At 48.8% G+C, this 24454-nt stretch carries 26 protein-coding genes; 16 read left to right on the forward strand and 10 right to left on the reverse strand.

The annotated features are described in order from the left end of the window. The first annotated feature begins 162 nt into the window (after positions 1-162). The 5 genes from ACO0LD_RS15120 to ACO0LD_RS15140 all read left to right on the forward strand — a co-directional run bounded on the left by ACO0LD_RS15120 (position 163) and on the right by ACO0LD_RS15140 (position 3560). Positions 163-465 (forward strand): 4a-hydroxytetrahydrobiopterin dehydratase, encoded by a 303-nt coding sequence (locus ACO0LD_RS15120; RefSeq protein ID WP_423008192.1) that lies wholly within the window; start codon positions 163-165, stop codon positions 463-465. A gap of 94 nt (positions 466-559) precedes the next feature. Continuing rightward, on the forward strand, positions 560-1264 hold the full coding sequence (locus tag ACO0LD_RS15125; RefSeq protein WP_423008194.1) for an SDR family NAD(P)-dependent oxidoreductase: 705 nt from the start codon (positions 560-562) through the stop codon (positions 1262-1264). Between the two features lie 68 nt (positions 1265-1332). After that, positions 1333-2235 (forward strand): amino acid ABC transporter substrate-binding protein, encoded by a 903-nt coding sequence (locus ACO0LD_RS15130; RefSeq protein ID WP_423008196.1) that lies wholly within the window; start codon positions 1333-1335, stop codon positions 2233-2235. A gap of 46 nt (positions 2236-2281) precedes the next feature. Continuing rightward, the gene (locus ACO0LD_RS15135) at positions 2282-3073 is read left to right on the forward strand and encodes a helix-turn-helix domain-containing protein (RefSeq protein ID WP_423008198.1); all 792 of its coding nucleotides are present in this window, start codon (positions 2282-2284) and stop codon (positions 3071-3073) included. Positions 3074-3104: 31 nt separating this feature from the next. Then, entirely contained in the window at positions 3105-3560 is a 456-nt protein-coding gene (locus ACO0LD_RS15140) for an SRPBCC family protein (RefSeq protein ID WP_423008200.1), read from the forward strand. Positions 3561-3579: 19 nt separating this feature from the next. Here the strand turns inward: ACO0LD_RS15140 and ACO0LD_RS15145 are convergent, their stop codons facing one another. Then, positions 3580-4692, reverse strand: a complete 1113-nt coding sequence (locus tag ACO0LD_RS15145) for a hypothetical protein (RefSeq protein ID WP_423008202.1) — start codon at positions 4690-4692, stop codon at positions 3580-3582. Between the two features lie 176 nt (positions 4693-4868). On the opposite strand from ACO0LD_RS15145, the gene ACO0LD_RS15150 reads away from it, so the two are divergent. Further along, the gene (locus tag ACO0LD_RS15150) at positions 4869-5555 is read left to right on the forward strand and encodes a response regulator transcription factor (RefSeq protein ID WP_423008204.1); all 687 of its coding nucleotides are present in this window, start codon (positions 4869-4871) and stop codon (positions 5553-5555) included. Continuing rightward, the gene (locus ACO0LD_RS15155) at positions 5552-6979 is read left to right on the forward strand and encodes a HAMP domain-containing sensor histidine kinase (protein ID WP_423008206.1); all 1428 of its coding nucleotides are present in this window, start codon (positions 5552-5554) and stop codon (positions 6977-6979) included. Before ACO0LD_RS15150 ends, ACO0LD_RS15155 begins: the two co-directional genes overlap by 4 nt. 37 nt (positions 6980-7016) lie before the next feature. Here the strand turns inward: ACO0LD_RS15155 and ACO0LD_RS15160 are convergent, their stop codons facing one another. Together ACO0LD_RS15160 and ACO0LD_RS15165 are read right to left on the reverse strand one after the other, a co-directional pair. Continuing rightward, entirely contained in the window at positions 7017-7358 is a 342-nt protein-coding gene (locus ACO0LD_RS15160; RefSeq protein ID WP_423008208.1) for a hypothetical protein, read from the reverse strand. A gap of 109 nt (positions 7359-7467) precedes the next feature. Continuing rightward, positions 7468-8571 (reverse strand): threonine aldolase family protein, encoded by a 1104-nt coding sequence (locus ACO0LD_RS15165; RefSeq protein WP_423008210.1) that lies wholly within the window; start codon positions 8569-8571, stop codon positions 7468-7470. A gap of 165 nt (positions 8572-8736) precedes the next feature. Here ACO0LD_RS15165 and ACO0LD_RS15170 point away from each other — a divergent pair, with 165 nt between their 5' ends. From ACO0LD_RS15170 to ACO0LD_RS15190, 5 genes are all read left to right on the forward strand, one after another. After that, positions 8737-10446 carry a M14 family zinc carboxypeptidase gene (locus tag ACO0LD_RS15170; protein WP_423008212.1) on the forward strand — a complete coding sequence of 570 codons (1710 nt, stop codon included), beginning with the start codon at positions 8737-8739 and terminating at the stop codon, positions 10444-10446. A gap of 102 nt (positions 10447-10548) precedes the next feature. Next, positions 10549-10764, forward strand: a complete 216-nt coding sequence (locus ACO0LD_RS15175; RefSeq protein ID WP_423008214.1) for a hypothetical protein — start codon at positions 10549-10551, stop codon at positions 10762-10764. Positions 10765-10917: 153 nt separating this feature from the next. After that, entirely contained in the window at positions 10918-12549 is a 1632-nt protein-coding gene (locus tag ACO0LD_RS15180; RefSeq protein WP_423008216.1) for a GGDEF domain-containing protein, read from the forward strand. A 187-nt stretch (positions 12550-12736) separates the two neighbouring features. Beyond that, complete coding sequence (locus ACO0LD_RS15185) at positions 12737-13564, forward strand: SAM-dependent methyltransferase (protein ID WP_423008218.1); 828 nt, start codon at positions 12737-12739, stop codon at positions 13562-13564. Positions 13565-13805: 241 nt separating this feature from the next. Beyond that, positions 13806-14204, forward strand: a complete 399-nt coding sequence (locus ACO0LD_RS15190) for a hypothetical protein (protein ID WP_423008220.1) — start codon at positions 13806-13808, stop codon at positions 14202-14204. Positions 14205-14349: 145 nt separating this feature from the next. On the opposite strand, the gene ACO0LD_RS15195 is transcribed toward ACO0LD_RS15190, so the two are convergent. The 5 genes from ACO0LD_RS15195 to ACO0LD_RS15215 all read right to left on the reverse strand — a co-directional run bounded on the left by ACO0LD_RS15195 (position 14350) and on the right by ACO0LD_RS15215 (position 17649). Continuing rightward, positions 14350-14565 carry a DUF3820 family protein gene (locus ACO0LD_RS15195; protein WP_423008222.1) on the reverse strand — a complete coding sequence of 72 codons (216 nt, stop codon included), beginning with the start codon at positions 14563-14565 and terminating at the stop codon, positions 14350-14352. Positions 14566-14569: 4 nt separating this feature from the next. Beyond that, on the reverse strand, positions 14570-15244 hold the full coding sequence (locus ACO0LD_RS15200) for a DUF2242 domain-containing protein (RefSeq protein WP_423008224.1): 675 nt from the start codon (positions 15242-15244) through the stop codon (positions 14570-14572). A gap of 44 nt (positions 15245-15288) precedes the next feature. Next, the gene (locus ACO0LD_RS15205) at positions 15289-15486 is read right to left on the reverse strand and encodes a hypothetical protein (protein ID WP_174244932.1); all 198 of its coding nucleotides are present in this window, start codon (positions 15484-15486) and stop codon (positions 15289-15291) included. A 437-nt stretch (positions 15487-15923) separates the two neighbouring features. Continuing rightward, the gene (gene hutC / locus ACO0LD_RS15210) at positions 15924-16634 is read right to left on the reverse strand and encodes a histidine utilization repressor (RefSeq protein WP_423008226.1); all 711 of its coding nucleotides are present in this window, start codon (positions 16632-16634) and stop codon (positions 15924-15926) included. A 79-nt stretch (positions 16635-16713) separates the two neighbouring features. Continuing rightward, positions 16714-17649: a LysR family transcriptional regulator gene (locus ACO0LD_RS15215; protein ID WP_423008228.1), complete on the reverse strand. Its 936-nt coding sequence runs from the start codon at positions 17647-17649 to the stop codon at positions 16714-16716. Between the two features lie 158 nt (positions 17650-17807). On the opposite strand from ACO0LD_RS15215, the gene ACO0LD_RS15220 reads away from it, so the two are divergent. Next, positions 17808-18584, forward strand: coding sequence for a 3-oxoacyl-ACP reductase family protein (locus tag ACO0LD_RS15220; RefSeq protein ID WP_423008230.1), 777 nt, complete (start codon positions 17808-17810; stop codon positions 18582-18584). 297 nt (positions 18585-18881) lie between these two features. Next, positions 18882-19688 carry an isocitrate lyase/PEP mutase family protein gene (locus ACO0LD_RS15225; RefSeq protein WP_423008232.1) on the forward strand — a complete coding sequence of 269 codons (807 nt, stop codon included), beginning with the start codon at positions 18882-18884 and terminating at the stop codon, positions 19686-19688. Between the two features lie 80 nt (positions 19689-19768). On the opposite strand, the gene ACO0LD_RS15230 is transcribed toward ACO0LD_RS15225, so the two are convergent. Both ACO0LD_RS15230 and ACO0LD_RS15235 read right to left on the reverse strand, forming a co-directional pair. Beyond that, a complete protein-coding gene (locus ACO0LD_RS15230; protein WP_423008234.1) occupies positions 19769-20248 on the reverse strand; it encodes a GNAT family N-acetyltransferase in 480 nt (159 codons plus the stop codon). Then, complete coding sequence (locus ACO0LD_RS15235) at positions 20245-20652, reverse strand: rhodanese-like domain-containing protein (RefSeq protein ID WP_423008236.1); 408 nt, start codon at positions 20650-20652, stop codon at positions 20245-20247. Before ACO0LD_RS15235 ends, ACO0LD_RS15230 begins: the two co-directional genes overlap by 4 nt. Positions 20653-20949: 297 nt before the next feature. Between ACO0LD_RS15235 and hutU the strand changes: the two genes are divergently transcribed. Next, positions 20950-22650 carry a urocanate hydratase gene (hutU, locus tag ACO0LD_RS15240; RefSeq protein ID WP_423008238.1) on the forward strand — a complete coding sequence of 567 codons (1701 nt, stop codon included), beginning with the start codon at positions 20950-20952 and terminating at the stop codon, positions 22648-22650. Positions 22651-22846: 196 nt separating this feature from the next. Then, positions 22847-24388 carry a histidine ammonia-lyase gene (gene hutH / locus ACO0LD_RS15245; protein WP_423008240.1) on the forward strand — a complete coding sequence of 514 codons (1542 nt, stop codon included), beginning with the start codon at positions 22847-22849 and terminating at the stop codon, positions 24386-24388. Positions 24389-24454: the final 66 nt, after the last annotated feature.

Raw genomic sequence — 24454 nt, forward strand, 5'->3', positions numbered from 1 at the left:
TTTTTCCTATTTTTGGAATTTAATGCAAATTATATGCATAAAAATTGAGAATTGCAGGTTTATTTGCGCACAATTTGCATGTGAATCGCACTAAACTATTTTCGATTCAATGCTTGATGTAAGTCAAGAAAAACCGAAAACCCCGATTGAGTAGATGAAAAAATGATGAATTCAGACAGCGTCGCAGAGTTCCTGCAATCCCGACCCATGTGGAAACTCGATCGTCAGCGTGAGGCGATAACGCGCGAATATGTTTTTACAGATTTTATGCAGTCATTTTCATTCATGACGCATATCGCTTTGCTTGCTGAGAAAAAAGACCATCATCCAGAATGGTTTAATGTCTATAACAAGGTCGTCATGACACTGACGACGCACGATGCCGATGGCATCACGGAAAAAGATATCGAGCTCGCTCTATATGCGGATCGGATATTTTCTACACTGGATTTTCTTGCCAAGTAGTAATGGCAACTGCTGCCGCAAAATAGTGCGATACAGCCTTAATTTTTCAAGTAACAACGTTACAAATTTCAACGCCATATTCAGGGGAAGCATCATGAGTACGAAAACTCAAACAGTCATGATTACAGGTGCGTGCGGTAATCTGGGGCGTGCACTTGCCAGGAAATTTTCTCAAAGCGGGAAAAACCTGATACTTGTTGACCGTCACCTTTATGATCTTGAAAGTGCTTTTGGTCAGGGTAATGAGCAATGCTTGCTTCTTGCTGCGGATTTGTGCAATCGAGATCAAGTCGCAACGGTACTGGAAATGAGTCTGAAAAAATATCCGGCGATCGACATACTTTGCAATGTTGCAGGCGGCTTTAGCATGGGATATTCAGTACATGAAACTGTAGATGAAGATTGGGATTTTTTATTCGATATCAATGTCCGCAGCATGTTGCAACTCGTGCGTGCCATTGTTCCCAGCATGATAGACAGGTCAGGCGGGAAAATTGTCAATGTCAGTGCGCATGCTGCACTGAAAGGGGCTGCCAAAATGGGGGCATATTGTGCAGTCAAGGATGTACTCATTCGTTTGACTGAATCCATGTCCGCAGAATTGCGTCAACATAATATTAATGTCAATTGCGTTCTCCCCAGTATCTTGGATACACCGCAAAACCGGCTTGCCATGCCTGATGCTGACCCTGGTAAATGGGTGTCCCCAGCCGCGCTTGCTGACGTAATTGCTTTTCTCGCATCTGATGACGCGCGTTCAATCCACGGCGCATCTCTACCTGTTGTCGGTGGTAGCTAAGTTTGATGCTTCATATGTTGACCATTATTGCTGCATGACGGATTTATATTGAACTGTGGAGTACTGCCGTGAAAAAAAACTTTTTGATTTGTCGGGGCTTTCTGTTGACGTGCATATTGCTCATCACTACGCTGCCCGGTTTGAGTGGTGCCGCAGATACCTTGACGAAGATCAGGGAAAACCAGGTAATCACATTTGCCTACTTGCAGGCAGCTCCTTTTTCTTATACTAATGAAGACAACCGTGTCAATGGATACTCTATTGATCTCTGTCTAAAAATAGCCGCTGCGGTTAAAAAAGAACTTAAGCTGCCTAATTTGAAAATTCAGTATCTTTCAGTAGATTCTGTTTCACGCTTCTCAAGCATCATGGAAGGGAAGGCTGATATTGAATGTGGTGCAACCACAAATACGGCTGAGCGGCGCACTCGTGTCAGCTTCACTATCCCGCATTTCTTTTCCAGCGTACGCATGATAGTCAAGAAAAACAAAGGCATCAGAAATTGGCAGGACCTGAAGGGTAAGACTATAGTCACTACCAAGAATGCGACAACACTGGAATTGGTGAATGCCCGCAGCAATGTCCGTGCATTAAACATTAAGCTCCTGGAGGGACAAGATCACGAAGTATCGTTTCACATGGTTGAGCAAGAACAAGCGGATGCCTTCGCCATGGACGACATTTTATTGTACAGCTTACGGGCAAAAGCAAAAAATCCTGAAGAATTTATTGTCGTGGGCGATCCTTTGTCGGTAGAACCTTATTCACTCATGCTGCGTAAAGATGATGCCGCATTCAAGAATTTAGTGGATCGCGAAATGATGAGACTGATTACCGAAGGCGAATTTGAAAAGCTTTATAAGGACTGGTTTACCAAACCAATAAGCAATAAACAAATGAACCTGGCTATGCCTATGGGCTTTCTATTGCGAGATTCTATCCGCTTTCCTTCAGACAAAACGGCAGATTGACATATTGTTAATCATTGGTTAACACTGCCTGAGATATAATATAGGCATGTGCAGCACTGAAGCTAAACCTTTACCCCTGATTGATTTTTCCCGCGCCAGTCAAGAAGGCGGGGCATTAGTCTATGCTGTTACTGGCAAGGCGCAAGTACGCAGAACGCCTGAGCATCAACATATACGTGGTCAAATCCTGGCGACGACGACGGGTGTGCTTATGATCGCGACAGAGCGACAACAGCTTGTCGTGCCCTGCGGCCATGCAATTTGGCTGCCACCTATGCAGCTTCATGCAATGCACACTAGTCAGGTGTTTAGTGGGTGGAGTGCTTACATTGCACCATCAGAGAATTTACCTACGCAAACGCAAATATTGCCCGTTTCTGGATTATTGCGGGAAGCTGTTTTGCGGGCTGCCAGTTGGAGTGTCAGTGATAATTTAAATTCTAGTCAAGAGCGTGTGCTTGCCGTCATAGTCGATGAAATATCCAGCCTGCCACCTCAGGATTTTGTACTCGCCATGCCCACTGACCGCCGCCTCGTCAAAATTGCCAGTTCACTATTGGAAAATCCTGGCGACCCGCGCCCCATGCAAGAGTGGGCGACATGGGCTGGCATTGCACCACGCAGCATGACCCGCCATTTTGCTGACGAGACGGGTATGAGTTTTTCCGACTGGCGACAACGTGCCAGACTCATGCGGGCGTTGGAATTGCTGGCAGCAGGGGTTGCCGTTACCAGCATCGCACTTGAACTGGGTTACGATAGTCTGAGTGCTTTTATCGCCATGTTCAAGCGGCACTTTGGTGTGCCGCCGAGCCAGTTTTCGCCAGACGACCAATGAATTTTCTTTCATTAACATCATAGAGCAAGATATGCTGATCAAACATGAATTTGAGGTCAGGGCCAGCGCCAAGTATCTGTTTGGCCTGACCCAGGATTACATGCTCAGGCAAGAATGGGATACCTTGACTACCGAGTCCTATCTGCTGAACGCAAAACAGGCTGCGGTAGGTGCGCAGGTACGTTGCATAGACGGCAATGGCCTGGCGATGGACATAGAATATGTCTCGTATAAACCAAATGAAGTGGCCGCCGTCAAGATGCTCAGCGGCCCCTATATTTTTGACCAGTTTGCTGGCGGCTGGCACTTCAAGGCCTTGTCTGATGGATTTACCCGTGTACGTTTTTCCTATAACATCACGGCTAAACCACGCTGGCTGTCATGGTTGTTGACGCCTATCTTGTGCCTGAAATTCAAGCGCGAAACAGAAAAGCGTATCGTCGCGCTGACAGTCTATGCAGAGCGGCAATTTGCTGTCATGCCTTGATGTCTGATCAAAATTTACTTTACAGTGCATTCACAAAAGCTTTGCGTATCTGACGGCCACATTTGACTGATGCACCATAAGCACCTGCATCCTTGTCGTGGCGTGACAGAATGCCATAGTATTTTTTGTCAGCAGAAATCCAGGGGTAAAAACCCCATTTGCCGGGACTGGAATAAGCGTCTGTGCTGCCATTCCCTTTTTCAGATTCTACCCAATGGTTGTAAGAATAAGTCCAGGGTTCGTTCAACAGCACTATCGGTGAATACACGACTTTACCGGGACAGGACGAAGGCAGGGCGCAGACTGCCTGGTCACCCAGGTAGCGACCAATTTCCAATTCCTGTTTCATGATTTTTTTCAAGAACAGTGCGTAATCTGTTGCCGTACCCATCATGCCACCCGCCATCAATGGGTCTAGTGCTGCCATGTGAAAACCTTTGCTCAGACCTATGGTATTTTGATATTCGGTATCAAGCTGGGCTGCGGTGAAATTGCCCAGACCCAAATCCACGCTGGCCAGCTTTTGATCATGCCCGCTGTCGTAGTCGAATTTGTCGACGGTGTCTGGATTGGCCTGGCCTGTATTGCCATTCATCCCGGCGATATAGCAGGCAGTAATGCTCAGCTTGCCTGCACAGGCATCTTCGTTGAAACCTGTATAGCCAGACATGAAGCGCAAGCCATCTTTTAAAGAGCTACTACTGCGCACCTGGTCTATGCCTTTCTTTTCCAGCACATAAGCACCAAATATCCATTTCGATGCAGAGGCGATATTGAAATAGCTCGTGGAATTGACGCTGCCAGTACCTTGTGAGTTGGAGACTATCGGCGCGTTATCGCTGGCATTACCAATTTCCCAGTAGAAATCACCGAGCTTATCGGTACTACACATGGGATCTGTATTTGCCGTATTTTTTGCCGCAGCAATGGCTGCCGCCAGGCGGTTGTTGTTGACTCCAGTGTTTGTGCTGTTTGTGCTGTTTGTGCTGTTTGTGGTGGTCGTGCTGCTATTGTTAGAAACAGGTGGCGCGGCGTCAGATGTGTTGCCAGAGCTGCCGCCACCGCAGGCGCTGAGTATGCTGCTGGTAGCTGCAATGGCTGCAGCAGTCAATATGGATGAAGAGTAAGACATGTGATCTCCAGTATAGGGACAGATGATGGGTAGGCTTGCAATGGAAGCTCAGAGACAACAAGCCTGCTGTCAGAAACTGTAAACATGAATTCTGTAATTTTGATGGAAGAAGTCTCCGCCATCAGCAATATGGCAGAATGAAGACTTATTCTTTGTTACTACTTGTTTCAATACCCATGAGCCCTGCAATTTCAGTTCTCTTAGTCGAAGACGATCCCATGATCGCCCGCACTTTAAGCATGGGCTTGCGCTATGAAGGTTTTTTGCTCAGTCATGCGGACAGCGTCGCTGCCGCAATACAAATGCTGTCGCAACAGGTATTTGAACTGATATTGCTGGATGTCGGCCTGCCTGATGGTGACGGCATCAGCCTGTGCCGACAATTGCGTGAGCTACATCCGGCAACGCCAATTCTGATGCTATCAGCCAGAACAGACGAAAGTGCGGTTGTAGCCAGTATAGAAGGTGGTGCCGACGATTACATACGCAAACCTTGTGGCTTGCAGGAACTTAGTGCGCGCATGCGTCGTCTATTGGGACGGGTACAGGCAGACTATCTGAATCTGACTTTGATCAGTTTTGGTGATATTCAAATGGATGTTCAGCGTCGTAATGCCAGTATTGCAGGAACTGCTCTGCAATTGGGCAAGAAGGAATATGAAGTGCTGATGTTGCTGGTAAAAGCCAATGGGGGTGCCATCACCCGGGAACAGATACTGAATCAGTTTGAGGATACTAATCTTATCTATGACCGCACCATAGACTCACATCTGAGCCATCTGCGTCGCAAATTAAAAGATGCTGGCGCGACTGAGCGTATTGTCGCCATTTATGGCATTGGTTACAAACTGGAGCATGCATGAGTCGTTCACTGTGGTTGCGTTTCTTTGCGATCAGCATATTCTTTGCCTTGCTGCTGAGTCTGTTTTATCTCTGGATGATCAGGGAGGTGACTACGCGCCCCGGGGATGAAGTGCAGCGCAGTATGTATTTGTTTATTACCCGCATTGTTGAAGAGCATGATTACGCAGAAGGCCTCCGCCGTGTGCAGGCTTACCGCAGCGAATCACCGGCAATTCCACTGGAAATGTGGGTAGTGAATGCAGACAATAAAATCCTTGCCAGTAACCCAGGTGATGCAATGCCGCCAGCCGCGCTCTTGCAACGTACCAAGCCTGCAGTGATTCATGAGGTAGTGGCACGCGGACGATTTTTTTCAGGGAGCGCAGCTTCTGCGATTGTGCGTCTGGAGGCAGATGAACCACGCTATTTACTGATACACAATCCAGGTACGCCAGCCCGTGGTGCGTTTTTTACCATGGCGACGCTGTTTGTAGTGACGCTGGTTGCCGCAATTTTGTTGGGTCTGTTATTGCTGACCCTGTATTTGCGTGGGCGCTCTGCCGAAGCGCGGGGCGTTATTCAAAGTATGGAAGCCGGTAACCTGGGCGCACGCTTTACTTCTGGCAGACTGGATGCCATAGGTGGCTTGATGCAACACTTCAATGCCATGGCCGATGAAATACAGCGACTGGTCTTGCAATTGCAAGCGATAGAAAAAACGCGCCGCGAACTTTTGCAAGAACTGGGGCATGATCTGCGTACGCCCTTGACCAGTTTGCGTACTGCGATCGATACCTTGTCAGTGCATGGCGATTCCATGGAGCAGCAGGAGCGTGAAGAGTTTTTTACAGTCGTCAGCACTGAGCTGGATTATTTCACCAGACTGATCGATGATTTGTTTTTTATTGCGAATATTGATGAACCTCGTTACCGCAATCAGGCCACCAGCGTGGATTTATGTGATTTGTTGAAAATAGAAACCGGTCATGCTGTCCATATGCAGCAGCAAGCAGATCAAGCCATCGAATTTGTGCTGCAGATCGATGCTACTTGTGATCAGGGTGGCGAGCAGGGCGGGAATATTACTGGCGACACTTATCTCATATCCAGGCTTTTGCGTAATGTGTTTGATAATGCAGCCAGATATGCGCAAAGCAGGGTACGCATACGACTGTCCGTCGTTGCTGATGCGCTGGAATTGATTATTGAAGATGATGGCCCCGGCATGTCAGCAGATGCCATGTTTCGCTTCGGACAAAGACGAGATACACGCCTGTTATTTTCAGGTTTGCCAAGCAAGCAAACCGGGATTTCACTAGGCCTTGGATCGGTGATCATCAAGGCCATAGTCGAACTGCACGGCGGTCATTACGATATTGGTAATGGCGAGGTGCGCAGCGAATATCCCGGTGCACGCCTGAGCTTGATTTTCCCCAGGCGATAATTGCAACCCTATTGCAGGCACATTGCAAGCACAGATTTTAAAACTGTTGACTCACAGTTCGCTCTTTGGTTTTAGGGCGCGACTTTGCCAAAGAGGGTTTTAACTGCGAATCGGTAATCCGGAAGGTCTCTCTTTTGTCACCCATCAGGGCGCGCAATTCCTTGATAGTGAGGTCGCTGATTTCATGCATGGTGATCATCAGTGATGCTCCTATCGGCAAGCGCAGATGACGAATTTTACTGATCACAGGCGGTGCAACATCCAGCATTTTAGCCAATGCCGCGTCGTTTTTTAAATGCAGGCGCTTGATCAGGGTATCAAACAAATGGTTAGGGTCGTATTTGACTTTATCCGACTGCAGATTGAGCAGGCTTATCATTATTACTCCTTTACGTTTCTTGAAATGGCGAAACAATGTCAAAGAGCTTAATGGAAGCAAAAAGTCTTGTATGTGCGATAACTAACATAGCGAACACTAATAAGCTGGATTAATAATCCCTTTTGTTCAAGGCATTTGCCAGCAAACTCAATGCCTGCCTGAGTTTTTCGTCTGCCATGTTCAATAAATTATCACCGACATACCATTCAACCATGCATTGTTCAGGCAGTGCAGTGTGTGCAGCATTATTGAATAACCATATGCCATGTTCCTGCGCAATCCGGTTGCGGATGGCGATAGCAGCATCTCTATCTGTGGGCAGGTACAAGTGCAACATATTGCATTGTGGCGTGGCTGGGTTGGTTTTGAATTCAGGATAGGCACGCAATTCTTCAAACAGCCATTGTGCGCGGGCAAAGCAGGCTGGCATGGCAGCCAGTCTTTCATCAAACTGCATGGCAGCAGCCACTACATAGGGGCTGCGGCGGAATACACTGCCACCTTGTCTGTGCATCCAGACTCGCGCTTTGGCAATGAACTCTGCATTACCCAGCAGCATGGCACCGCCCAGGCCACCTATGCCTTTGTAAAACGATACATAGGCAGTATCAAAGCCTGAGGCTACCTCGGCAAGGCGACGCCCGTAACCGGCCGTAGCTTCCCACAGGCGGGCACCATCCATGTGCAGATGTATATCGTGTTGGCGGCAATATGCCTTGATGGCATTTAGTTCTTCCCACTCGGGCAATTGCCCGCCTATTTCACGCATGGGTAATTCATACAGTGCAGCGGCGATTTTTTCTGGTTGGGCTTGCAAGTCCTTCATTGTCCATGGACGGTGTGGATTACCTATTTGCAAGGCTTTGAAATGATCGAGCAATTGATAATTGCTTCTTTCATGAACAAGAATATGGGAACTGGCATGCAGGGCAACCAGTGGACTACCCCTTTCTTCGCAAGCCAGGCGCAAGGCCGTGACCTGTGTCAGTGTGCCTGTGATGCAAAACAGGCCTGCCTCCATTCCCAGTAAAGCAGCGATTTTGTTTTCGAAAGACTGCAGCAATTCGCCGTCGCCATAGATGTCATGCTGCACCTGATGGGCTTCTGACCAGGTCGCCATGCGCGCAAAGGTTTCTGCGGGCGTGATGGCGCGATGTCCGGGCAAGGTTGTATGGCAGTTCTGGCGCAACGCACTTATTTCAGCATCAGTCACGAAAATCTCCCGCAATATATTAGAACTCACTATTTTTGATGAAATGAGTTTTGGCAATAGAAATCAATATCTGATTTGTTTCAATCAAGCATCAGTATGCCATGCCAGTTTGATGACTTGTACGCTAAAATCGTGGGATACATTTACTTTCAACTGGTGTACCGCATGTCATCACATACAGACCATACCACCCGCTTCATCACACCCTATGAAGCGGGTAACCAAAACCAGACTACCACCTGGGAAGCTTGCATACAGTTTTATCAAAATCTTGCGACACAATTTCCTGGTATTTTGCAATTCAGCCAGATCGGTGTCTCTGACAACGGCAAACCCATCCATGCTGGCATTGTGACGGCTGATGGTGTATTTGAGCGCGAGCGCATCAAGCAAGAGCAACGCCCCATTTTTTTTAATAATAACGGCATCCATCCAGGTGAGCCGGAAGGTATTGATGCCTGCATGGCGCTGGTACGTGATTTTTGCACCCAGCCCGAACGCCTCGCTGCACTGGGTAAAACAGTGTTTTTGTTCATCCCCGTCTATAACGTTGATGGCTGCCTGAACCGTCAGGATACTTCACGCGTGAATCAGGATGGCCCTGAGCAATTCGGTTTTCGTGGTAATAGCCTGCACCTGGATCTGAACCGGGATTTCATCAAGTGCGATAGTGAAAATGCCCAGGTCTTCAACCGCTTTTTCAGCGACTGGAGCCCGGATGTCATGGTCGATACCCATACATCAAACGGTGCTGACTACCACTACACCATGACCCTGATACAAACCCAGGCCGACAAACTGGGCTATGGTCTGGGGCCATTCTTGCGTGACAACATGCTGCCAGCGATTTATGCGGAAATGCAAGAGCGCGGCTGGCCGACTTGCCCTTACGTAAATCCAGTCAAGGACAGCCCTGATCACGGTATAGAAGATTTCCTGGAGACGCCGCGTTTCTCTACTGGCTATGCAGCTTTGCATCACACCATAGGTTTCATGCCAGAAACCCATATGCTGAAACCCTTTGCTGACCGCTATGCATCCATGCGTGCATTGGTGGAAACAGTGTTGTCCTTTACGGTTGTCCATGGCGCTGAGATACAGGCATTGCGCACACAAGCGCGTCAGGCTGCCAGCCAGCAACAGCAAGTTGCTGTGCATTGGGTGGCAGATCATAGTCAGCCTTCCAGCTTCATGTTCAAAGGTTATCAGGCGGTATATACCCCGAGTGTGTTGGGTAATTACACGCGTTTGTCTTATGACCGTAGCCAGCCTTGGGAAAAAGCCATCGCCTATTACGATCACTTTGTGGCTGATATCAACGTTACGCAACCTAAAGCCTATTTGATACCGCAAGCCTGGCGTGCGGTGATAGAGCGCCTGCAATGGAATGGTGTGCAGATGCAAAGACTGGAAAATGATACAGCCATGCAGGTACAGTTGTATCGCATACAGTCTGTGCAATCGCGGTCGCATGCTTATGAGGGCCACATGTTTCATGATGAAGTGAAATTGCTGCAGATAAACGAACGCGTCGCAGTTCATACTGGTGATTATCTGGTTTCGCTGGATCAGCCGCAGGCACGTTACATCGTCGAAACCCTGGAGCCTCAGGGGCATGACAGTTTCTTCCGCTGGGGGTTCTTTAATAGCGTTCTGGAAAAGAAAGAAGCTTATTCAGATTATGTGTTTGAAGACACGGCAACAGAGATATTGAACACTGAGCCAGAAGCCAGGCAAGCTTTTGAACAATGGAAGCAGGAAAACCCAGGTTTGCTCCGTGATCAGCAGGCCGTACTGGACTTTATTTTCAGCCGTTGTGCGAGATTTAAGGAGCCAGAATGGAATCGCTATCCAGTGTTGCGCATAATGCATTGATTTTTTGAAATTTGTTACAAGTTTTTACAGAAACATAATAGAATCTTCTACGGTATTACTCCTGTTTTATAACCGTGGAAGTTGACTGAAAGGTAAAAAATTATGTCTAAATTATTAGCGTATTTGAATTCGTTGGATAAGGATGTAAACGTGCTGAGTGCGCATAAAAGTGGTGCCAAAGCAGCGATGGAAAACTATGGTTTGAATGCTGAGGAGCAGGAAGCTGTATTGTCTGGAAATAAAGAATCACTAGCGGGATTGTTGGGTATTTCTGCGGACGAGGTGCCCGCGATAGATATTACTGAAAGCACTTACTAACCCAAACCGACTCCGGCATAAGTGACTACTTTGCATCGAACTTTCAGAATCGTCGCACGGATACTCCTTTTCGCCGGAGTCTGTTTCTCACGCCAAACTTTTGCCGTTGACGCAAAGTTGGTTGATGACTTGATTAGCCAAGCTGTCATTGACATGCGAAATCAGCCTGAAAAGGCAGTTTTGACTTTAGAAAAAGTCAAAGAATTTGAATCAACTTTGAATGAAAAACAAAGAGATAAATTTCAAATTCTGAATGCCGCAGCACTTGGTTTTCGGGGGCGACATAAAGAAAAGGTCGAACTGGTTCAGTCTTATATTGGTAAGGTTAGTGATCCTGAATATCGCGTCAGATTTCTTTACCAATTGTCTGTTGGGTATACCAATCTTGGCGAATATGAAAAAGCACTGGAAGCAATGAATGAAAGCATAATCATGCTGCCTAAACTGCGCGAACTTAATTCGAAAATGGATACTCTGCAGTCGGCAATCACCTTGCATAATTCCTTAAGAGCTTATGACGAAGCGATGCTCTATGCAGACAGAATGGTTGCGCTAGAAGATATTGGTGAAGAAAGCGTATCGAAATGTTTTGGATATGCCGATCAGGTTGAAATTAATTTTTTGCGGGGCGAGCGTCAACGTGCGCGCTCGCTTTTACCTGTAGCAATCAGAGTCTGTGATCTACATAAACGAAAGATCATTTCTTTGATTTTGAATGCCCTGGCATGCATAGACCTGATTGATTCAGGAAATTATTTACAGGGCAAGGGTGCGGGATTGCCTTTACTCGCTGAGTTTGCGAAAACTTCCCAAAATTCAGATTACCTCACTCAGTTAGAAGAAGCTCTGGCAAGAGCGTTTTTAAGAACTGGCAACCTTGATCTTGCAGAGCGATATGGCGCGCTGGCGTATCAGCACGCGAAATCAGGTAACGCAGTCCAACTAATGGAAAAATCTGCCGAGACCATGGCAACAATAAGGCGCGCTCAAGGCCTGCATGCAAGTTCACTGGAATATTATGAGGCAGCATTGGCATTAAAGAACCGTGTTCTTGATGATCAGTTACACAGAAACCTGGCATTTCAGCGTGTAAAGTTTGACACTCAGGATAAGGTCAATCAATTAAATTTGCTGGAGCAAAAAAATAAAATCCTGGCAGTAGAGCGTGAACTGGAAAAGAAAAATAATCAGAATTTGTGGCTGGCAATTGCTTTGGTTGTCATTGTGATGGTTCTATTGGTGTTTTGGTTAGTTAAAACCTTACAGCAAAAGAATCAATTCCGACAATTTTCTCAAACTGATGGTTTGACCCAGGCAGCCAATCGCATGCACTTTATGACATCGGCGAATGACGCATTCAAGATGCGCACAGGCAGTATGAGCATCATCTTGTTTGATATGGATTTGTTTAAAAATATCAATGACTCTTATGGTCATGCTACTGGCGACTGGGTGTTGAAAACCGTAGGCGAAACCGTAAAGACACATTTACGGAAGGTAGATTTGTTTGGTCGCCTTGGTGGTGAAGAGTTTGGTATTTGCATGCCCGATTCCAGTCAGGCTTCAGCGTTGCAATTGGCAGAGCGCTGTCGCATGGCAATTGCCATGATAGATCCCGAACCAAGCGGCCACATATTTTCTTTGTCGGCCAGTTTTGGTGTAGCCACCGTCGATAGTAACGGTTTGAGCAGTTTTGAAGCAACTTTGGAAGCGGCGGACAAGGCGCTATACAGCTCCAAAGCCGAGGGAAGAAATTGCGTCAATGTATTCAGACAAGCATTGTAGGTTTACTTATTTGTTCATGGCTGCAATATGCAAAAAATCATTTTATAAGCAGTTCATTTGTGGCATACGGCAGGTTGGCAATCCATGCTGAGTTCGCCGTAATCTGGCGATCCTGATCCGAACACCTAAAATTGTTACACGCCGTGTAGATATAAGTAGCATTAACCTCTTACTATTTTCAACATCTATGACAAATCAAAAACAAGGTTCGCTAGTCTGTGTTGGTACGGGCATGCGCATGGCTGGACAAATAACGCCTATTGCACAGAGTTACATAGAATCATTTGATGTCGTTGTTGCTGCTATTCCCAATATCTTTACGCGTAAGTGGATCATGGATGTGTCCAAAGAGTATATATGTTTGAATTCCTACTACGAGGACATGAAAATTGACGGCAAGGACAGGCGCGACACATATAGACGCATGGCAGACACCATACTGATGGAAATGCGTTCTGGAAAAAGAGTTTGTGCCGCGTTTTATGGTCACCCTGGAATTTTCGCTTGCATATCACACATGGCAATTGCTGATGCTGTGGCTGAAGGGTATAGCGCTCACATGGAGCCAGGTATTTCTGCTCTGGATTGCTTGGTGGCAGACTTGGGCATTGATCCCGGTAGTCGTGGTATGCAATCCATGGAAGCGACCCAATTCCTGATTTATCACCGCTTGATTGATCCAACCGCATTGCTGATACTGTGGCAGCCAGGTATCGCAGGCGAACTTGCATTGAAAAAACTTGAAACCAACGAAGAGTATTTGCAAGTACTGGTCAACAAGCTTGCACGCACTTATACTCTGGAACATGAAGTGATTTTGTATGAGGCTGCTACTGATCCGCTGGAAAAAACACGGATAGACAAGATTCGTCTTGGAGATTTGCCGCATATGCAATTGAAACAAATCACGACTCTGGTCATACCTCCTGCAAAAGCACTGGAAAGAGACCAGTCAATTATTGATCAGCTTAACGCCATTGCCGCGCAAAGAGGGCAAGTTCAGCAGGCCGCCTGAAAGGGAGTAGTAGCAAGGGTTTTGTTGTTGTCCGGCATTGTTATGGGTGAAGCTGATAAGCACAAACTTGTTATTGACTGCATACCAGTGGCAAAATCATTTAAAAGTGGCTAAATGCTAATTCGATCAATATATTGATCTGAACCTGCAGGTTACAATTATCTGCTTTCAATTTGATTTACACTTAATTAGAATCATTTGCGTGAGACAAAATGGTTTGTCAACAAGTTGGAGGATACTGATGAAAAAATTGATAAAAAACACATTATTAGGGCTGGCTTTGGCTGGTGGTCTTTCGGTAGCCTGCGCTGAAGGTGTGGACACCTCCGTTGACGGCATCTTCAATGCACTGACAACGACAAGCAATTTGCAGGCAACTGTGGATAATCTGGTTGCCAGCGGTGCCAATCCACAATCTATCGTTTCTGTCGCAGCGGCAGCTGGTATTCCACTGGATACGGTCAAGGATTTGCAAGTTTGCGTGAATTCTGCAGCACCTGATGCCACCGTACTCAGCGCTTCTTGCATGAGACAGCGTAGCCTGGTTACTGCGTATGCTGCAGGCGTGAATGACCCTATGAAATTCCTGCCAGCGACTGCTGCAGGCAAGCGTCAAAGCAAAGAAGTCAAAACTAATTAATTAGTCCCGACTGGTAAAAAAAGGCAGGCATGTTGACCATGTCTGCTTTTTGTCGTTTTGAGCATGTCAATGGTGTACGTGTCGGTGTACGTGCCAATGTACTTGTCAGTGTACTCGCCTTGCTCAGTCCTGAAAGCCAGCTTTCTCAGGACTTCTTTCTGAGTGGTGCCAGCAGTTCACCCAGATCATTGTGATCAATCTCATACATTAATTCCAGCAAGCGGCCAATTTCTCCCTTGGGGAAACCTTCGCGCGCAAACCAGCCCAGATAATGTCCGGGCAAGTCAGCGATGACTGTATCCTTGTATTTCCCATAAGGCATCTTGAAACTCAGCAGTCTTTGCAGATCGTCGGCTTGCATGAGCTTAATCCTCAGTTTTTTTGCCAGACTCGACTGGTGGCAATGCGCTTGCTGCAGGCTGGCTTGCTGATATCGCCGTGGTTGTTGGCGAGGTGGGTGCCGCCACTGTTTTCTTTTCTTCTTCCGTTTCTTGAATATAAGGTACGCTATCCAGGTAGCGATCTAGCAATTCAAAGAATTGTTCATAGAACTGACCGGTAGGGATAGTTTCACTGGCAACCTTGACCAGCGCATCATCAGTAGAGCCAAAAGGCAGGGACACTGAACCCAGTGCACTGACACCGATGCTGGCTGAAGTATTGCTCTTTTTTAATGAGTAGCGGTCACGCACGGCATTCGCAAAGACGGTAGTGCTATTACTGCCCTTGCTGTCTGCCACGCAGACGACATTGAATTCAATCTCTGCATGAACATCCGCTTCTGGCTGGTATTTCCTGCGGCCTTTGAGGACCGAAGGTTTCCAGTCACTGATGACATAACCCTGGCTCAGCAGTGCGCGACGAGCGGCTTCGCAAGCACTTTTTTCAGTGCCGGGAAAGCCGCGCGTAAACACTCCAGTAGCGCCAAATTCTTCATGCTGCATGCCAGCATGTTTGGTGGTGGTACAGGCGCTTAATAGACCAAGCAGACTAAGGCCAAGAGGTATAGAGAGTCGTGCTAAAAATTTTCGGTGAATCATTTTTATTTCAATATGCTGTAGAGGTGAGCTTGTATGGGTGGCAATCACGCCAGCGCTTCTTTGGCTGCCTCTTCCGGTGTTAATCCGTCAAAAAACAGATCGGTGAACCACTCTATCTGCTCTTCTATATGGTCTTGCGCCTGGCTCACGGTGGCACCGCCAGCGACCAGGAAGCCTTCTACTTCCGTACACCAGGCAATTAGCGCCTCAGTTTCCGGGTCCAGTTCATTCTTTTTAGCCATGATGTTTCTTTCTTGCTTATTTGAGCGTAGCCAGTATTTTAACTTGTCAGGCGCTTGCTAGTGTTACAGGTACATTAGCTTACAAAGCTGCAAGTGCCAGATTGTTAAGATATAACGCACTGCGGGATGATTTGGGTGACAGGTGTTGCAGAAAATTTTAAGACCAAAGAGCTCATCACAGAGGAAGGAATGATCTTTTGCAAAAAATCATCGTTTGGCAAGCAAGCAACATGTTGCTTGAATTCCTTACTACACCATAGAGTTTGCATAGAGGGGCACAGAGAAAATCTTGTAAATGTAAAATCAGTTTTTAATTGTGACTCTTTATCTCTTTGTTCTAAGACACAGAGAAATTTCTTACACACGCAAAAGACTCAAATGAATTTCTCTGTGCCCTCTGTGATATCTCTGTGCCTCTGTGTTGAGAGGTCTTGAATCTAAAAACTTCCGGCAAACTGATAACGCTTACCCGGATGCCACATGGTCACGCTGGTGGCGATCATGTCGCGGGAGCGGGTGGTTCTGTGCAAGACCAGGCAGGCTTCTTTGGCTGAGATATGCAACATCTCGGCTATCTGCTTGGGTGGCAGCACGGCTTCTATGCTGTAGTCAACGCCTTGCAAGGGGGCGACTGCCACCAGGTATTCGTTCGGGGTCATGACGCTGAAATCTTGTTGCAGGTATTCCGGCGTGACACTGGAATTAACCCAGCGGTCTTCAACCTGTATCGCCACTTCGTTTTCGAAGTGCACAATTACAGAGTGAAATAGCAGATGACCTGCCTTGACCTGGAATTCAGCAGCCCGTTGCTCAGACGCGACTTCTGCCTTCAGTTCATGTAATTCGCTACGGTGGGCGTGGCCGCGAGAGCGGATTTCCTCTGCAATGCTTTTGATTGCCACCAGCGTTGCCTGGTATTTTTGTTGTGCCACATACGTGCCAGAACCCTGTATGCGTGTCAGGATTTGTTCGCTGGTGAGCTCGCGCACAGCACGGTTGACTGTCATGCGCGATACCCCAAACTGACTCGCCAGTGCGGTTTCAGCAGGGATGGCAGCGCCTTCTTTCCATTTGCCTGACTGGATTTCCTGGAGCAGGGTATCTTTGATGACTTGAAAAGCTGGAATATCTGGCTTGCTGGGTTTCACAGGATAAGTAGCTTAGAGTGATGGGTGCCTGCATTTTCTCATAGCAGGCCAGTGATAGCGAATATATCGGTTTGCACTGTCATTTTTTGCGCGGCAATGCAGAAAACTTACCGGCAATATCCAGCTCACGAAAACGCATGAGGATGAAATCGACAAACAGCCTGGTCTTGGCAGGCATCAGTTTGCTGCTGGCATAGTAGAGAGCAATCGGGCCAATATCTGCATACCAGTTGGGTAGCAGGCGCAGCAATACCCCGCTTTCCAGATAGGGCAGTGCATGTAGTCTTGGTACCATGGCCACACCCAAATCCAGCAGGGCGGCACGGCACATAGCTTCTGGGTCATCCATGATAATGCGCGTTTTCAACTCCATCGCGGCTTCTTCACCGGCTGCATTGTGCAGTGTCCATGACCGTAGCCTGCCGCTTTGAGGCGAGCGGCGGATGATGCCATCCAGATGCGCCAGGTCGGCTGGCTTGGCTGGCATCTTGTGACTAGAGATATAGGCAGGCGATGCAATCGGTATCACGTGGGCACGCCCGATCTCCCTGGCGATCACGCCTGGCACCAGTTCTATGCCACCGCCGATGGCGACGTCAAAACCTTCAGCGATCAGGTCTACGCTGCGGTTATCAAAATGCAGGTCGGGAATCACATCAGGGTAGGTATTAATAAAATCATTCACCACAGGTAAAACATAATCCCGTCCAAAGGTCAGTGCCAGGCTGATCTTTAATACACCAGCAGGCTTGCCTGCGACGTTTTCTACGTTCGCCAGTGCGGCCTGTATGCTGTCCAGTCCACCCCTGATCTGCGCCAGGAATACTTCTCCCGCCTCCGTCAGCATCAGACTGCGCGTGCTGCGCTGGAACAAGCGTATCCCCAGCCGTGACTCCAGCTTGGCGACATTTTTGCTGACAGCCGCTGGCGTCAAGCCCAGGTTGCGTGCTGCCTGCGAAAAGCTGCCTGCTTCTGCGCTACGCACGAAAGATTCGATGCTGGACAGGGTTTCCATAATGAGTCCTCTATTTTCAACCTTCAGTTGAAAGTAATGTAATCGATTATGGACTACTTGTAATCATTTAAAAAGCACAAAATAGCTACATCCAATCACGGATTAGAGAAATTAAACCGAACCAAGCTTAAGCAAGCGCAACTAAACAGGAGAACGACATGACACAAGCATTCAACACACAAGCAAGCACATCCAAAGCAAACCTGGCCGGTAAAACAGCCTTGGTGACCGGCGGCTCACGCGGTATAGGAGCAGCCATTGCACGCAAACTGGCAACAGATGGCGCTGCAGTTGCCATCACCTATTCCAGCAGTGCGCAGCAGGCAGAACAACTGGTTGCGGATATACGCTCAACTGGCGGCAAGGCACTGGCCATTCGTGCTGATGCACAAGATGCAGATGCCGTCAGGCAGGCAGTTGCAAAAACGGTCGCAGAATTTGGCGGCCTTGATATCCTCGTCAACAATGCCGGTGCACTGGTTGCCGGTGGCATAGCTGATATCAGTATGGAAGATTATCAACGCCTGATTGCTGTCAACGTGACTGGTGTGTTTGTTGCATCGCAAGAAGCGCAGCGTCATATGAAAGAGGGCGGCCGTATCATCAATATAGGCAGTGTCAACAGTGATTATGTGCCTGTACCTGGCTTGTCCCTGTATGCACTGACCAAAGGCGCTGTAGCCTCTTTCACCCGCGGCCTGGCACGTGACCTGGGTGCGCGCGGCATCACCGTCAATAATGTACAGCCCGGCCCGGTTGATACAGAAATGAATCCCGCCAACGGTGCTTTTGCCGACACCATGCGCAGCTACATGGCGACAGGCAAATACGGCACAGGTACACAAATCGCCAGCCTGGTTGCTTACCTGGCGAGTGAAGATGCGGCATTTATTACCGGTGCCAACCTCAAGGCAGACGGTGGCTTTGATGCCTGATATGCTTGATGTGGGCAGATAAAAAAATGCATGAATCAAAGAGCCGGATTGCCTGCAGGTTTGTGCAGCGCAGCCCGGCTTTTTTTGTGTGACAATAATGGCCGAATCCGGCAGGATATATCCTGTCGCATTGCGTAAGATTTCGATGTTTTTAATCTGATTAGGGCTGACGCAAAATTGTCCCAGCAAGGCGTCAGCGACGAAGACAGTACTTTAGTACGCGGCTCCTAGGAGAGGCGCTGCAACGCAGCTGGGGCGATTTTGCGTCAGCCCTACTGACTAACATTTGGAGTTTTCATGACAGCCACAAGTTTCAGTACATTCAAAGAATTGCACGAGGGCAGTACACCCTTGTTGTTACCCAATGCCTGGGATGCCGCCAGTGCCATCCTGTTTGAACGTGACGGCGCCAGCGCAATTGCCACCTCCAGCGCCTCGCTGGCCTGGGCGCTGGGTTATGCTGACGGTGGCACCTTGCCACGTGAAGAATTGCTGGCAGCCGTGCGACGTATCATGCGCGTCATCAAAGTGCCTTTGTCTGTGGATATTGAAGATGGCTACAGCGCAGATGCCGACGCCGTAGCTGACTTGGTAGCAGACCTGCAGCAGTATGGCGTGGCTGGTATCAATCTTGAAGATGGTGGTGGTGCGCCGGAATTGCTGGTCGCAAAAATCAAGGCCATCCGTAGCAAGCTGGCTGGCGCCGAATTTTTCATCAACGCCAGGACCGATGTTTATTTGCGTGGACTGGCGAACGGTGATGCTGCAGTACAAATGGCGATTAGCCGTGCGCAAGCTTATCAGGCTGCCGGAGCCAGCGCAGCATTTTTGCCAGGGCTATGCGATGCTGAAACCATTTCTATAATTGCGCAGGCGCTCGATGTCCCAGTCAATATCATGGCTGTGCCCGGTATGCCAGACATCAGCGAATTGTTTGCTGCCGGTTGCCGTCGTTTTTCGCTGGGGCCTGTGCCTTTCCAGCTTGCTTATCACCACGGCAGGGAAGGCGTGCACCAGTTTTTGCATCAAGGGCAGACAGCTGCATTATTCAAACATGAGCTGAGCTATCCATCTATGAATACGGCCTTGAATATTGATGGCTGAAATGTATTGGTGATAATCGCAAAACAGATCATCCATGTGGGATGATCTGAAAAATATTCTTGAATTTGACTGGGTTTAGTTCAGGGCGTGAGTTGCAATACCCACGCTTCCCAGCCCTTTACCGGTTCACCACCAAGCTGTCTGTAAAACTGTTTTGCGTTGCTATTGTTTGGCAACACATCCCATTTTAATCTGCCGCATCCATGTTGCCTGGCATTGGCTATCACGGTTTCCATCAATGCCTTGCCTATGCCAAGCTGGCGTGCAGTCGCGCTGACATATAATTCTTTGAGTCGCCAGTCCGGGCGCAGGTCATAGGTGAAAGCGACTTCGACCAGGACTGCATAGCCCACCAAGGCACCTGTTGGTGCTGCCGCCACATAGGCCCTGAATTGCGGTTCTTCTGTATCCAGGCCACGTTCCAGTAAATCTTCAGCGGTGACGCTAAATTCAACGAGGTAGCCTTCAAAAGCTGCCAGTTCGCGCATCAGTTGTAACAAGTCTGTTGCGTCGCTGGCCAGGGCAGGGCGTACGCTGAATTCAGTTGCTCCCGCGCTCATGCCAGTTCAGTGACTTCTGAGGTCAGGCTAAAACCCTCATCCAGCCAGCCTGTGATGCCGCCTATCATGATTTTTACAGGGCGGCCAAGCTGCGCCAGCCTGATCGCCGCCTTGGTTGCGCCATTGCAATGCGGGCCTGCGCAATAAGTCACAAACAAGGTATCAGCCGGATAGCTGGCCAGTTTGGACGCAATGATCTTGCCTCTGAGCAGGTTGATGGCACCAGGCACATGACCTTTGGCATAAGACTCGGGGCTGCGCACGTCCAGCAAGACAAAATCGGCCTTGCCTTCAGACATGGCATGGTGGGTATCCCAGCAGTCAGTCTCAAAACGCAGGCTGTCTGCAAAATGGGCGATGGCTTCGGTGCTGTTGGCTGCGGCGACTTCAGTAACGACGGACATGGTTTTTACCTTTCGTGAACGGGTTGAATATGTAGCTATTGTCTGCCTCTCTGTCAAAGGTGCACAGTGGCGTTAACGGCATGATCCGGTAATATCACGCCAAAATGTGATCTGCCTACTATTTTTGCAAAATCCTTTTAGTATTCGCTTGCAAAAGTTGTATATACAACTTAAACTTTCTCTCAATGATTCAACTTTGTCCGGTTTTATGCATTCTGTTCGCTTGCCGGATCTTTATATTTGGGCGGTATTTCTATGAATTGCCGCTATCCTGTATTTAACTGATGGAGAGAGACAATGAATAATGATCCACGCTGGGATGCCACTCGTGTAATCCACGCACCACACGGCGCAGAAAAAACCTGCAAGACCTGGGTAGCCGAAGCGGCCTATCGCATGATCCAGAATAATCTTGACCCTGCGGTGGCAGAAAACCCAAAGCATCTGGTCGTCTACGGCGGTATAGGCCGCGCAGCCCGCAATTGGGAATGCTATGACCAGATCCTGGCATCGCTAAAAGAACTCAATGAAGATGAAACCCTGCTGATACAGTCCGGCAAACCGGTAGGTGTGTTCAAGACCCATGAAGATGCACCCCGCGTGCTGATTGCCAATTCCAACCTGGTACCGAAGTGGGCCAACTGGGAACATTTTAATGAACTCGACCGCAAGGGCCTGTTCATGTATGGTCAGATGACTGCCGGTAGCTGGATTTATATAGGCACGCAAGGCATAGTCCAGGGCACTTATGAAACCTTTGCAGAAGCCGGTCGCCAGCATTTCAATGGTGACTGGGGGGGGCGCTGGATATTGACAGCTGGCCTGGGCGGTATGGGCGGCGCTCAGCCTTTGGCCGCCAGCTTTGCCGGTGCGGTATCCCTTAACATCGAATGTCAGCAATCAAGCATAGACTTCCGCCTGCGCACCCGCTACGTCGACAAGCAAGCCAAGGATCTCGATGATGCGCTGGCACTCATCAAACATCATTGCGCCCGTAAAGAGGCAGTATCAATTGCCTTGCTCGGCAATGCAGCAGAAATCTTGCCTGAGTTGGTCAAACGCGCAAAGGCTGGCGGCATGAAACCTGATCTGGTAACAGATCAAACCTCTGCCCATGACCTCATCAATGGTTACCTGCCCATAGGCTGGACAGTAGCTGAATGGAAGGCGGCGCAACAAGACGTTGCCCAGCACGCCAAACTGACTGCTGATGCCTCACAAGCCTGTGCAGTCCATGTGCAAGCCATGCTGGATTTTCATGCCATGGGTATACCGACAGTTGATTACGGCAATAACATCCGTCAGGTGGCCTTTGATACTGGCGTCAAGAATGCCTTTGACTTCCCTGGCTTTGTACCTGCGTATATCCGCCCGCTGTTCTGCGATGGCAAAGGCCCGTTCCGCTGGGTAGCCTTGTCTGGTGACCCGGAAGATATCCGCAAGACAGATGCCAAGATCAAGGAACTGTTCCCTGAAAATAAAGGTGTGCACAAATGGTTGGACATGGCGAGCGAACGTATTGCCTTCCAGGGTTTGCCTGCACGCATTTGCTGGCTGGGCCTGGGTGAGCGCCATATAGCAGGCCTTGCCTTCAATGAAATGGTCAAAAATGGCGAATTGAAAGCGCCGATCGTCATTGGCCGTGATCATCTGGACACAGGTTCAGTCGCCAGCCCCAACCGTGAAACCGAAGGTATGCGCGATGGTACTGATGCCGTGTCTGATTGGCCTTTGCTGAATGCTTTGCTCAATACAGCAGGCGGTGCCAGTTGGGTATCGCTGCATCATGGTGGCGGTGTGGGTATGGGGTACTCTCAACATTCTGGCATGGTCATCGTTGCTGATGGTACCGAAGCTGCCGCTAAGCGCCTGGCACGTGTACTGGTCAATGACTGCGGTTCTGGCGTCATGCGTCATGCGGATGCGGGCTATGAGCAGGCTGTTGCCTGTGCTGAGCGTGAGGGTTTGAAGTTGCCCATGATTAAGAACGGTAAATAAATATAAGTCTGACGCGGCAATATTAATCAGCGACAGAATTGTTTTCGCTCCTTCCCCTTCAAGGGGAAGGCTGGGATGGGGATGGGTTTCCATCGCAATTTGATTTGCTAGTGATCGCCCGAAACCCATCCCCACCCTGACCCTCCCCTTGAAGGTGAGGGGATTAAAACGATATTTAAAGTATTCAGGAAAAAACATGAGTAATCATTTTGAAATTCAACCCGGCCAATTCACGCTGAGCGACCTGCGTGCCATATGGACCAAATCCCAGCCTTTGAAACTGGCAGAATCTGCCTATGCTGCCATCAATGCTGCTTCCGCCACGATAGATAAAATCGTGGCAAAAGGTGATGCGGCTTATGGCATCAATACTGGCTTCGGCAAGCTGGCCAAGACCCGTATTCCTGACGATCAGCTGGAACTCTTGCAGCGCAATCTCATCCTTTCACATTCCGTCGGCTCTGGCGAATTGATTTCGGATGAAGTCGTACGCCTGATATTGGCGATGAAGATCGCTAGCCTGGCGCGCGGTTTTTCTGGCATACGCGCATCTGTGATTGACAGCATGATTGCCATGTATAACGCTGGCATCATGCCGACCATCCCGGTCAAGGGTTCAGTAGGTGCATCCGGTGATCTGGCACCTTTGTCGCATATGACACTGGCTATGTTGGGCGAGGGGGATGCGCGTGTCGATGGCAAGCTGGTGCCGGCCAAAGAAGCACTGGCTGCTGCGGGTATCAAGCCTGTCGTATTGGCTGCCAAAGAAGGTTTGGCACTCATCAATGGTACACAGGTGTCGGCGGCACTGGCCTTGAATGGCTTATTCCTGGCAGAACGTCTGCTGGAAGCGGCGACCATTACCGGTTCCTTGTCAGTCGATGCTGCCAAGGGCAGCGATGCGCCGTTTGATGCCCGCATCCATAGCAGTCGTGGCCAGCCCGGTCAGATCGCGACAGCACAGATTTATCGCAGCCTGCTGCAAGGCAGTGAAATCCGCCAGTCTCATCTCGTCAATGATGAACGTGTGCAAGATCCATATTGCCTGCGCTGCCAGCCACAAGTCATGGGTGCCTGCCTTGACATCATCAATAATGCGGCACGCACTCTGCTGATAGAAGCCAATGCGGTGACCGATAACCCGCTGGTATTTGTAGAAACGGGTGAAGTCATTTCAGGCGGTAACTTCCATGCCGAACCTGTAGCTTTTGCAGCAGATACCCTGGCGCTGGCAATTGCAGAAATCGGTTCCATTTCTGAGCGCCGCATTGCTCTGTTGATTGATTCATCGATTTCTGGCCTGCCACCTTTCCTGGTGCCTTCATCTGGTTTGAATTCTGGTTTCATGATTGCCCATGTGACGGCAGCGGCATTGGCTTCTGAAAACAAATCACATGCCCATCCATCCAGCGTGGACAGCATCCCGACGTCAGCCAACCAGGAAGACCATGTCAGCATGGCGACCTACGGCGCACGCCGTTTGCATGAAATGGCCCACAATACTGCGACCATCGTTGGTATAGAACTGCTGGCTGCTGCACAGGGTGTGGACTTCCATGCGCCTTTGCAAACTTCTGCCATGTTGAAGCAAGTACACACGCTTTTGCGCGAAAAAGTGGCTTTCTATGACAAAGACAGGTTCTTTGCCCCCGACATAGAAGCAGCAAAAGCACTGGTCGTCCAAGGTCATTTGAGCGCACAATGTCAGCAGTTGTATCAGAACCTGTATTTAGCCTGATTCTGTTTGAAGTTTTGCAGTTTGTATTAAGATAGTGGCTCTCTCATCTGGGAGGGCCATTTTTGT

The organism is Undibacterium sp. Ji83W, from assembly GCF_049340385.1.
GTDB lineage: Bacteria > Pseudomonadota > Gammaproteobacteria > Burkholderiales > Burkholderiaceae_D > Undibacterium.

Bases quoted from the DNA above. Each gene is read 5' to 3' on its own strand.
- ACO0LD_RS15135 (WP_423008198.1), top strand. From the start codon at position 2,282: ATGTGCAGCACTGAAGCTAAACCTTTACCCCTGATTGATTTTTCCCGC.
- ACO0LD_RS15145 (WP_423008202.1), bottom strand. From the start codon at position 4,692: ATGTCTTACTCTTCATCCATATTGACTGCTGCAGCCATTGCAGCTACC.
- ACO0LD_RS15220 (WP_423008230.1), top strand. From the start codon at position 17,808: ATGACACAAGCATTCAACACACAAGCAAGCACATCCAAAGCAAACCTG.
- ACO0LD_RS15185 (WP_423008218.1), top strand. From the start codon at position 12,737: ATGACAAATCAAAAACAAGGTTCGCTAGTCTGTGTTGGTACGGGCATG.
- ACO0LD_RS15235 (WP_423008236.1), bottom strand. From the start codon at position 20,652: ATGTCCGTCGTTACTGAAGTCGCCGCAGCCAACAGCACCGAAGCCATC.
- ACO0LD_RS15225 (WP_423008232.1), top strand. From the start codon at position 18,882: ATGACAGCCACAAGTTTCAGTACATTCAAAGAATTGCACGAGGGCAGT.
- ACO0LD_RS15160 (WP_423008208.1), bottom strand. From the start codon at position 7,358: ATGATAAGCCTGCTCAATCTGCAGTCGGATAAAGTCAAATACGACCCT.
- ACO0LD_RS15215 (WP_423008228.1), bottom strand. From the start codon at position 17,649: ATGGAAACCCTGTCCAGCATCGAATCTTTCGTGCGTAGCGCAGAAGCA.
- ACO0LD_RS15230 (WP_423008234.1), bottom strand. From the start codon at position 20,248: ATGAGCGCGGGAGCAACTGAATTCAGCGTACGCCCTGCCCTGGCCAGC.
- ACO0LD_RS15120 (WP_423008192.1), top strand. From the start codon at position 163: ATGATGAATTCAGACAGCGTCGCAGAGTTCCTGCAATCCCGACCCATG.
- ACO0LD_RS15155 (WP_423008206.1), top strand. From the start codon at position 5,552: ATGAGTCGTTCACTGTGGTTGCGTTTCTTTGCGATCAGCATATTCTTT.
- ACO0LD_RS15205 (WP_174244932.1), bottom strand. From the start codon at position 15,486: ATGGCTAAAAAGAATGAACTGGACCCGGAAACTGAGGCGCTAATTGCC.
- ACO0LD_RS15175 (WP_423008214.1), top strand. From the start codon at position 10,549: ATGTCTAAATTATTAGCGTATTTGAATTCGTTGGATAAGGATGTAAAC.
- ACO0LD_RS15140 (WP_423008200.1), top strand. From the start codon at position 3,105: ATGCTGATCAAACATGAATTTGAGGTCAGGGCCAGCGCCAAGTATCTG.
- ACO0LD_RS15190 (WP_423008220.1), top strand. From the start codon at position 13,806: ATGAAAAAATTGATAAAAAACACATTATTAGGGCTGGCTTTGGCTGGT.
- ACO0LD_RS15125 (WP_423008194.1), top strand. From the start codon at position 560: ATGAGTACGAAAACTCAAACAGTCATGATTACAGGTGCGTGCGGTAAT.
- ACO0LD_RS15195 (WP_423008222.1), bottom strand. From the start codon at position 14,565: ATGCAAGCCGACGATCTGCAAAGACTGCTGAGTTTCAAGATGCCTTAT.
- ACO0LD_RS15150 (WP_423008204.1), top strand. From the start codon at position 4,869: ATGAGCCCTGCAATTTCAGTTCTCTTAGTCGAAGACGATCCCATGATC.
- hutH (WP_423008240.1), top strand. From the start codon at position 22,847: ATGAGTAATCATTTTGAAATTCAACCCGGCCAATTCACGCTGAGCGAC.
- ACO0LD_RS15200 (WP_423008224.1), bottom strand. From the start codon at position 15,244: ATGATTCACCGAAAATTTTTAGCACGACTCTCTATACCTCTTGGCCTT.
- ACO0LD_RS15170 (WP_423008212.1), top strand. From the start codon at position 8,737: ATGTCATCACATACAGACCATACCACCCGCTTCATCACACCCTATGAA.
- hutU (WP_423008238.1), top strand. From the start codon at position 20,950: ATGAATAATGATCCACGCTGGGATGCCACTCGTGTAATCCACGCACCA.
- ACO0LD_RS15180 (WP_423008216.1), top strand. From the start codon at position 10,918: ATGCGAAATCAGCCTGAAAAGGCAGTTTTGACTTTAGAAAAAGTCAAA.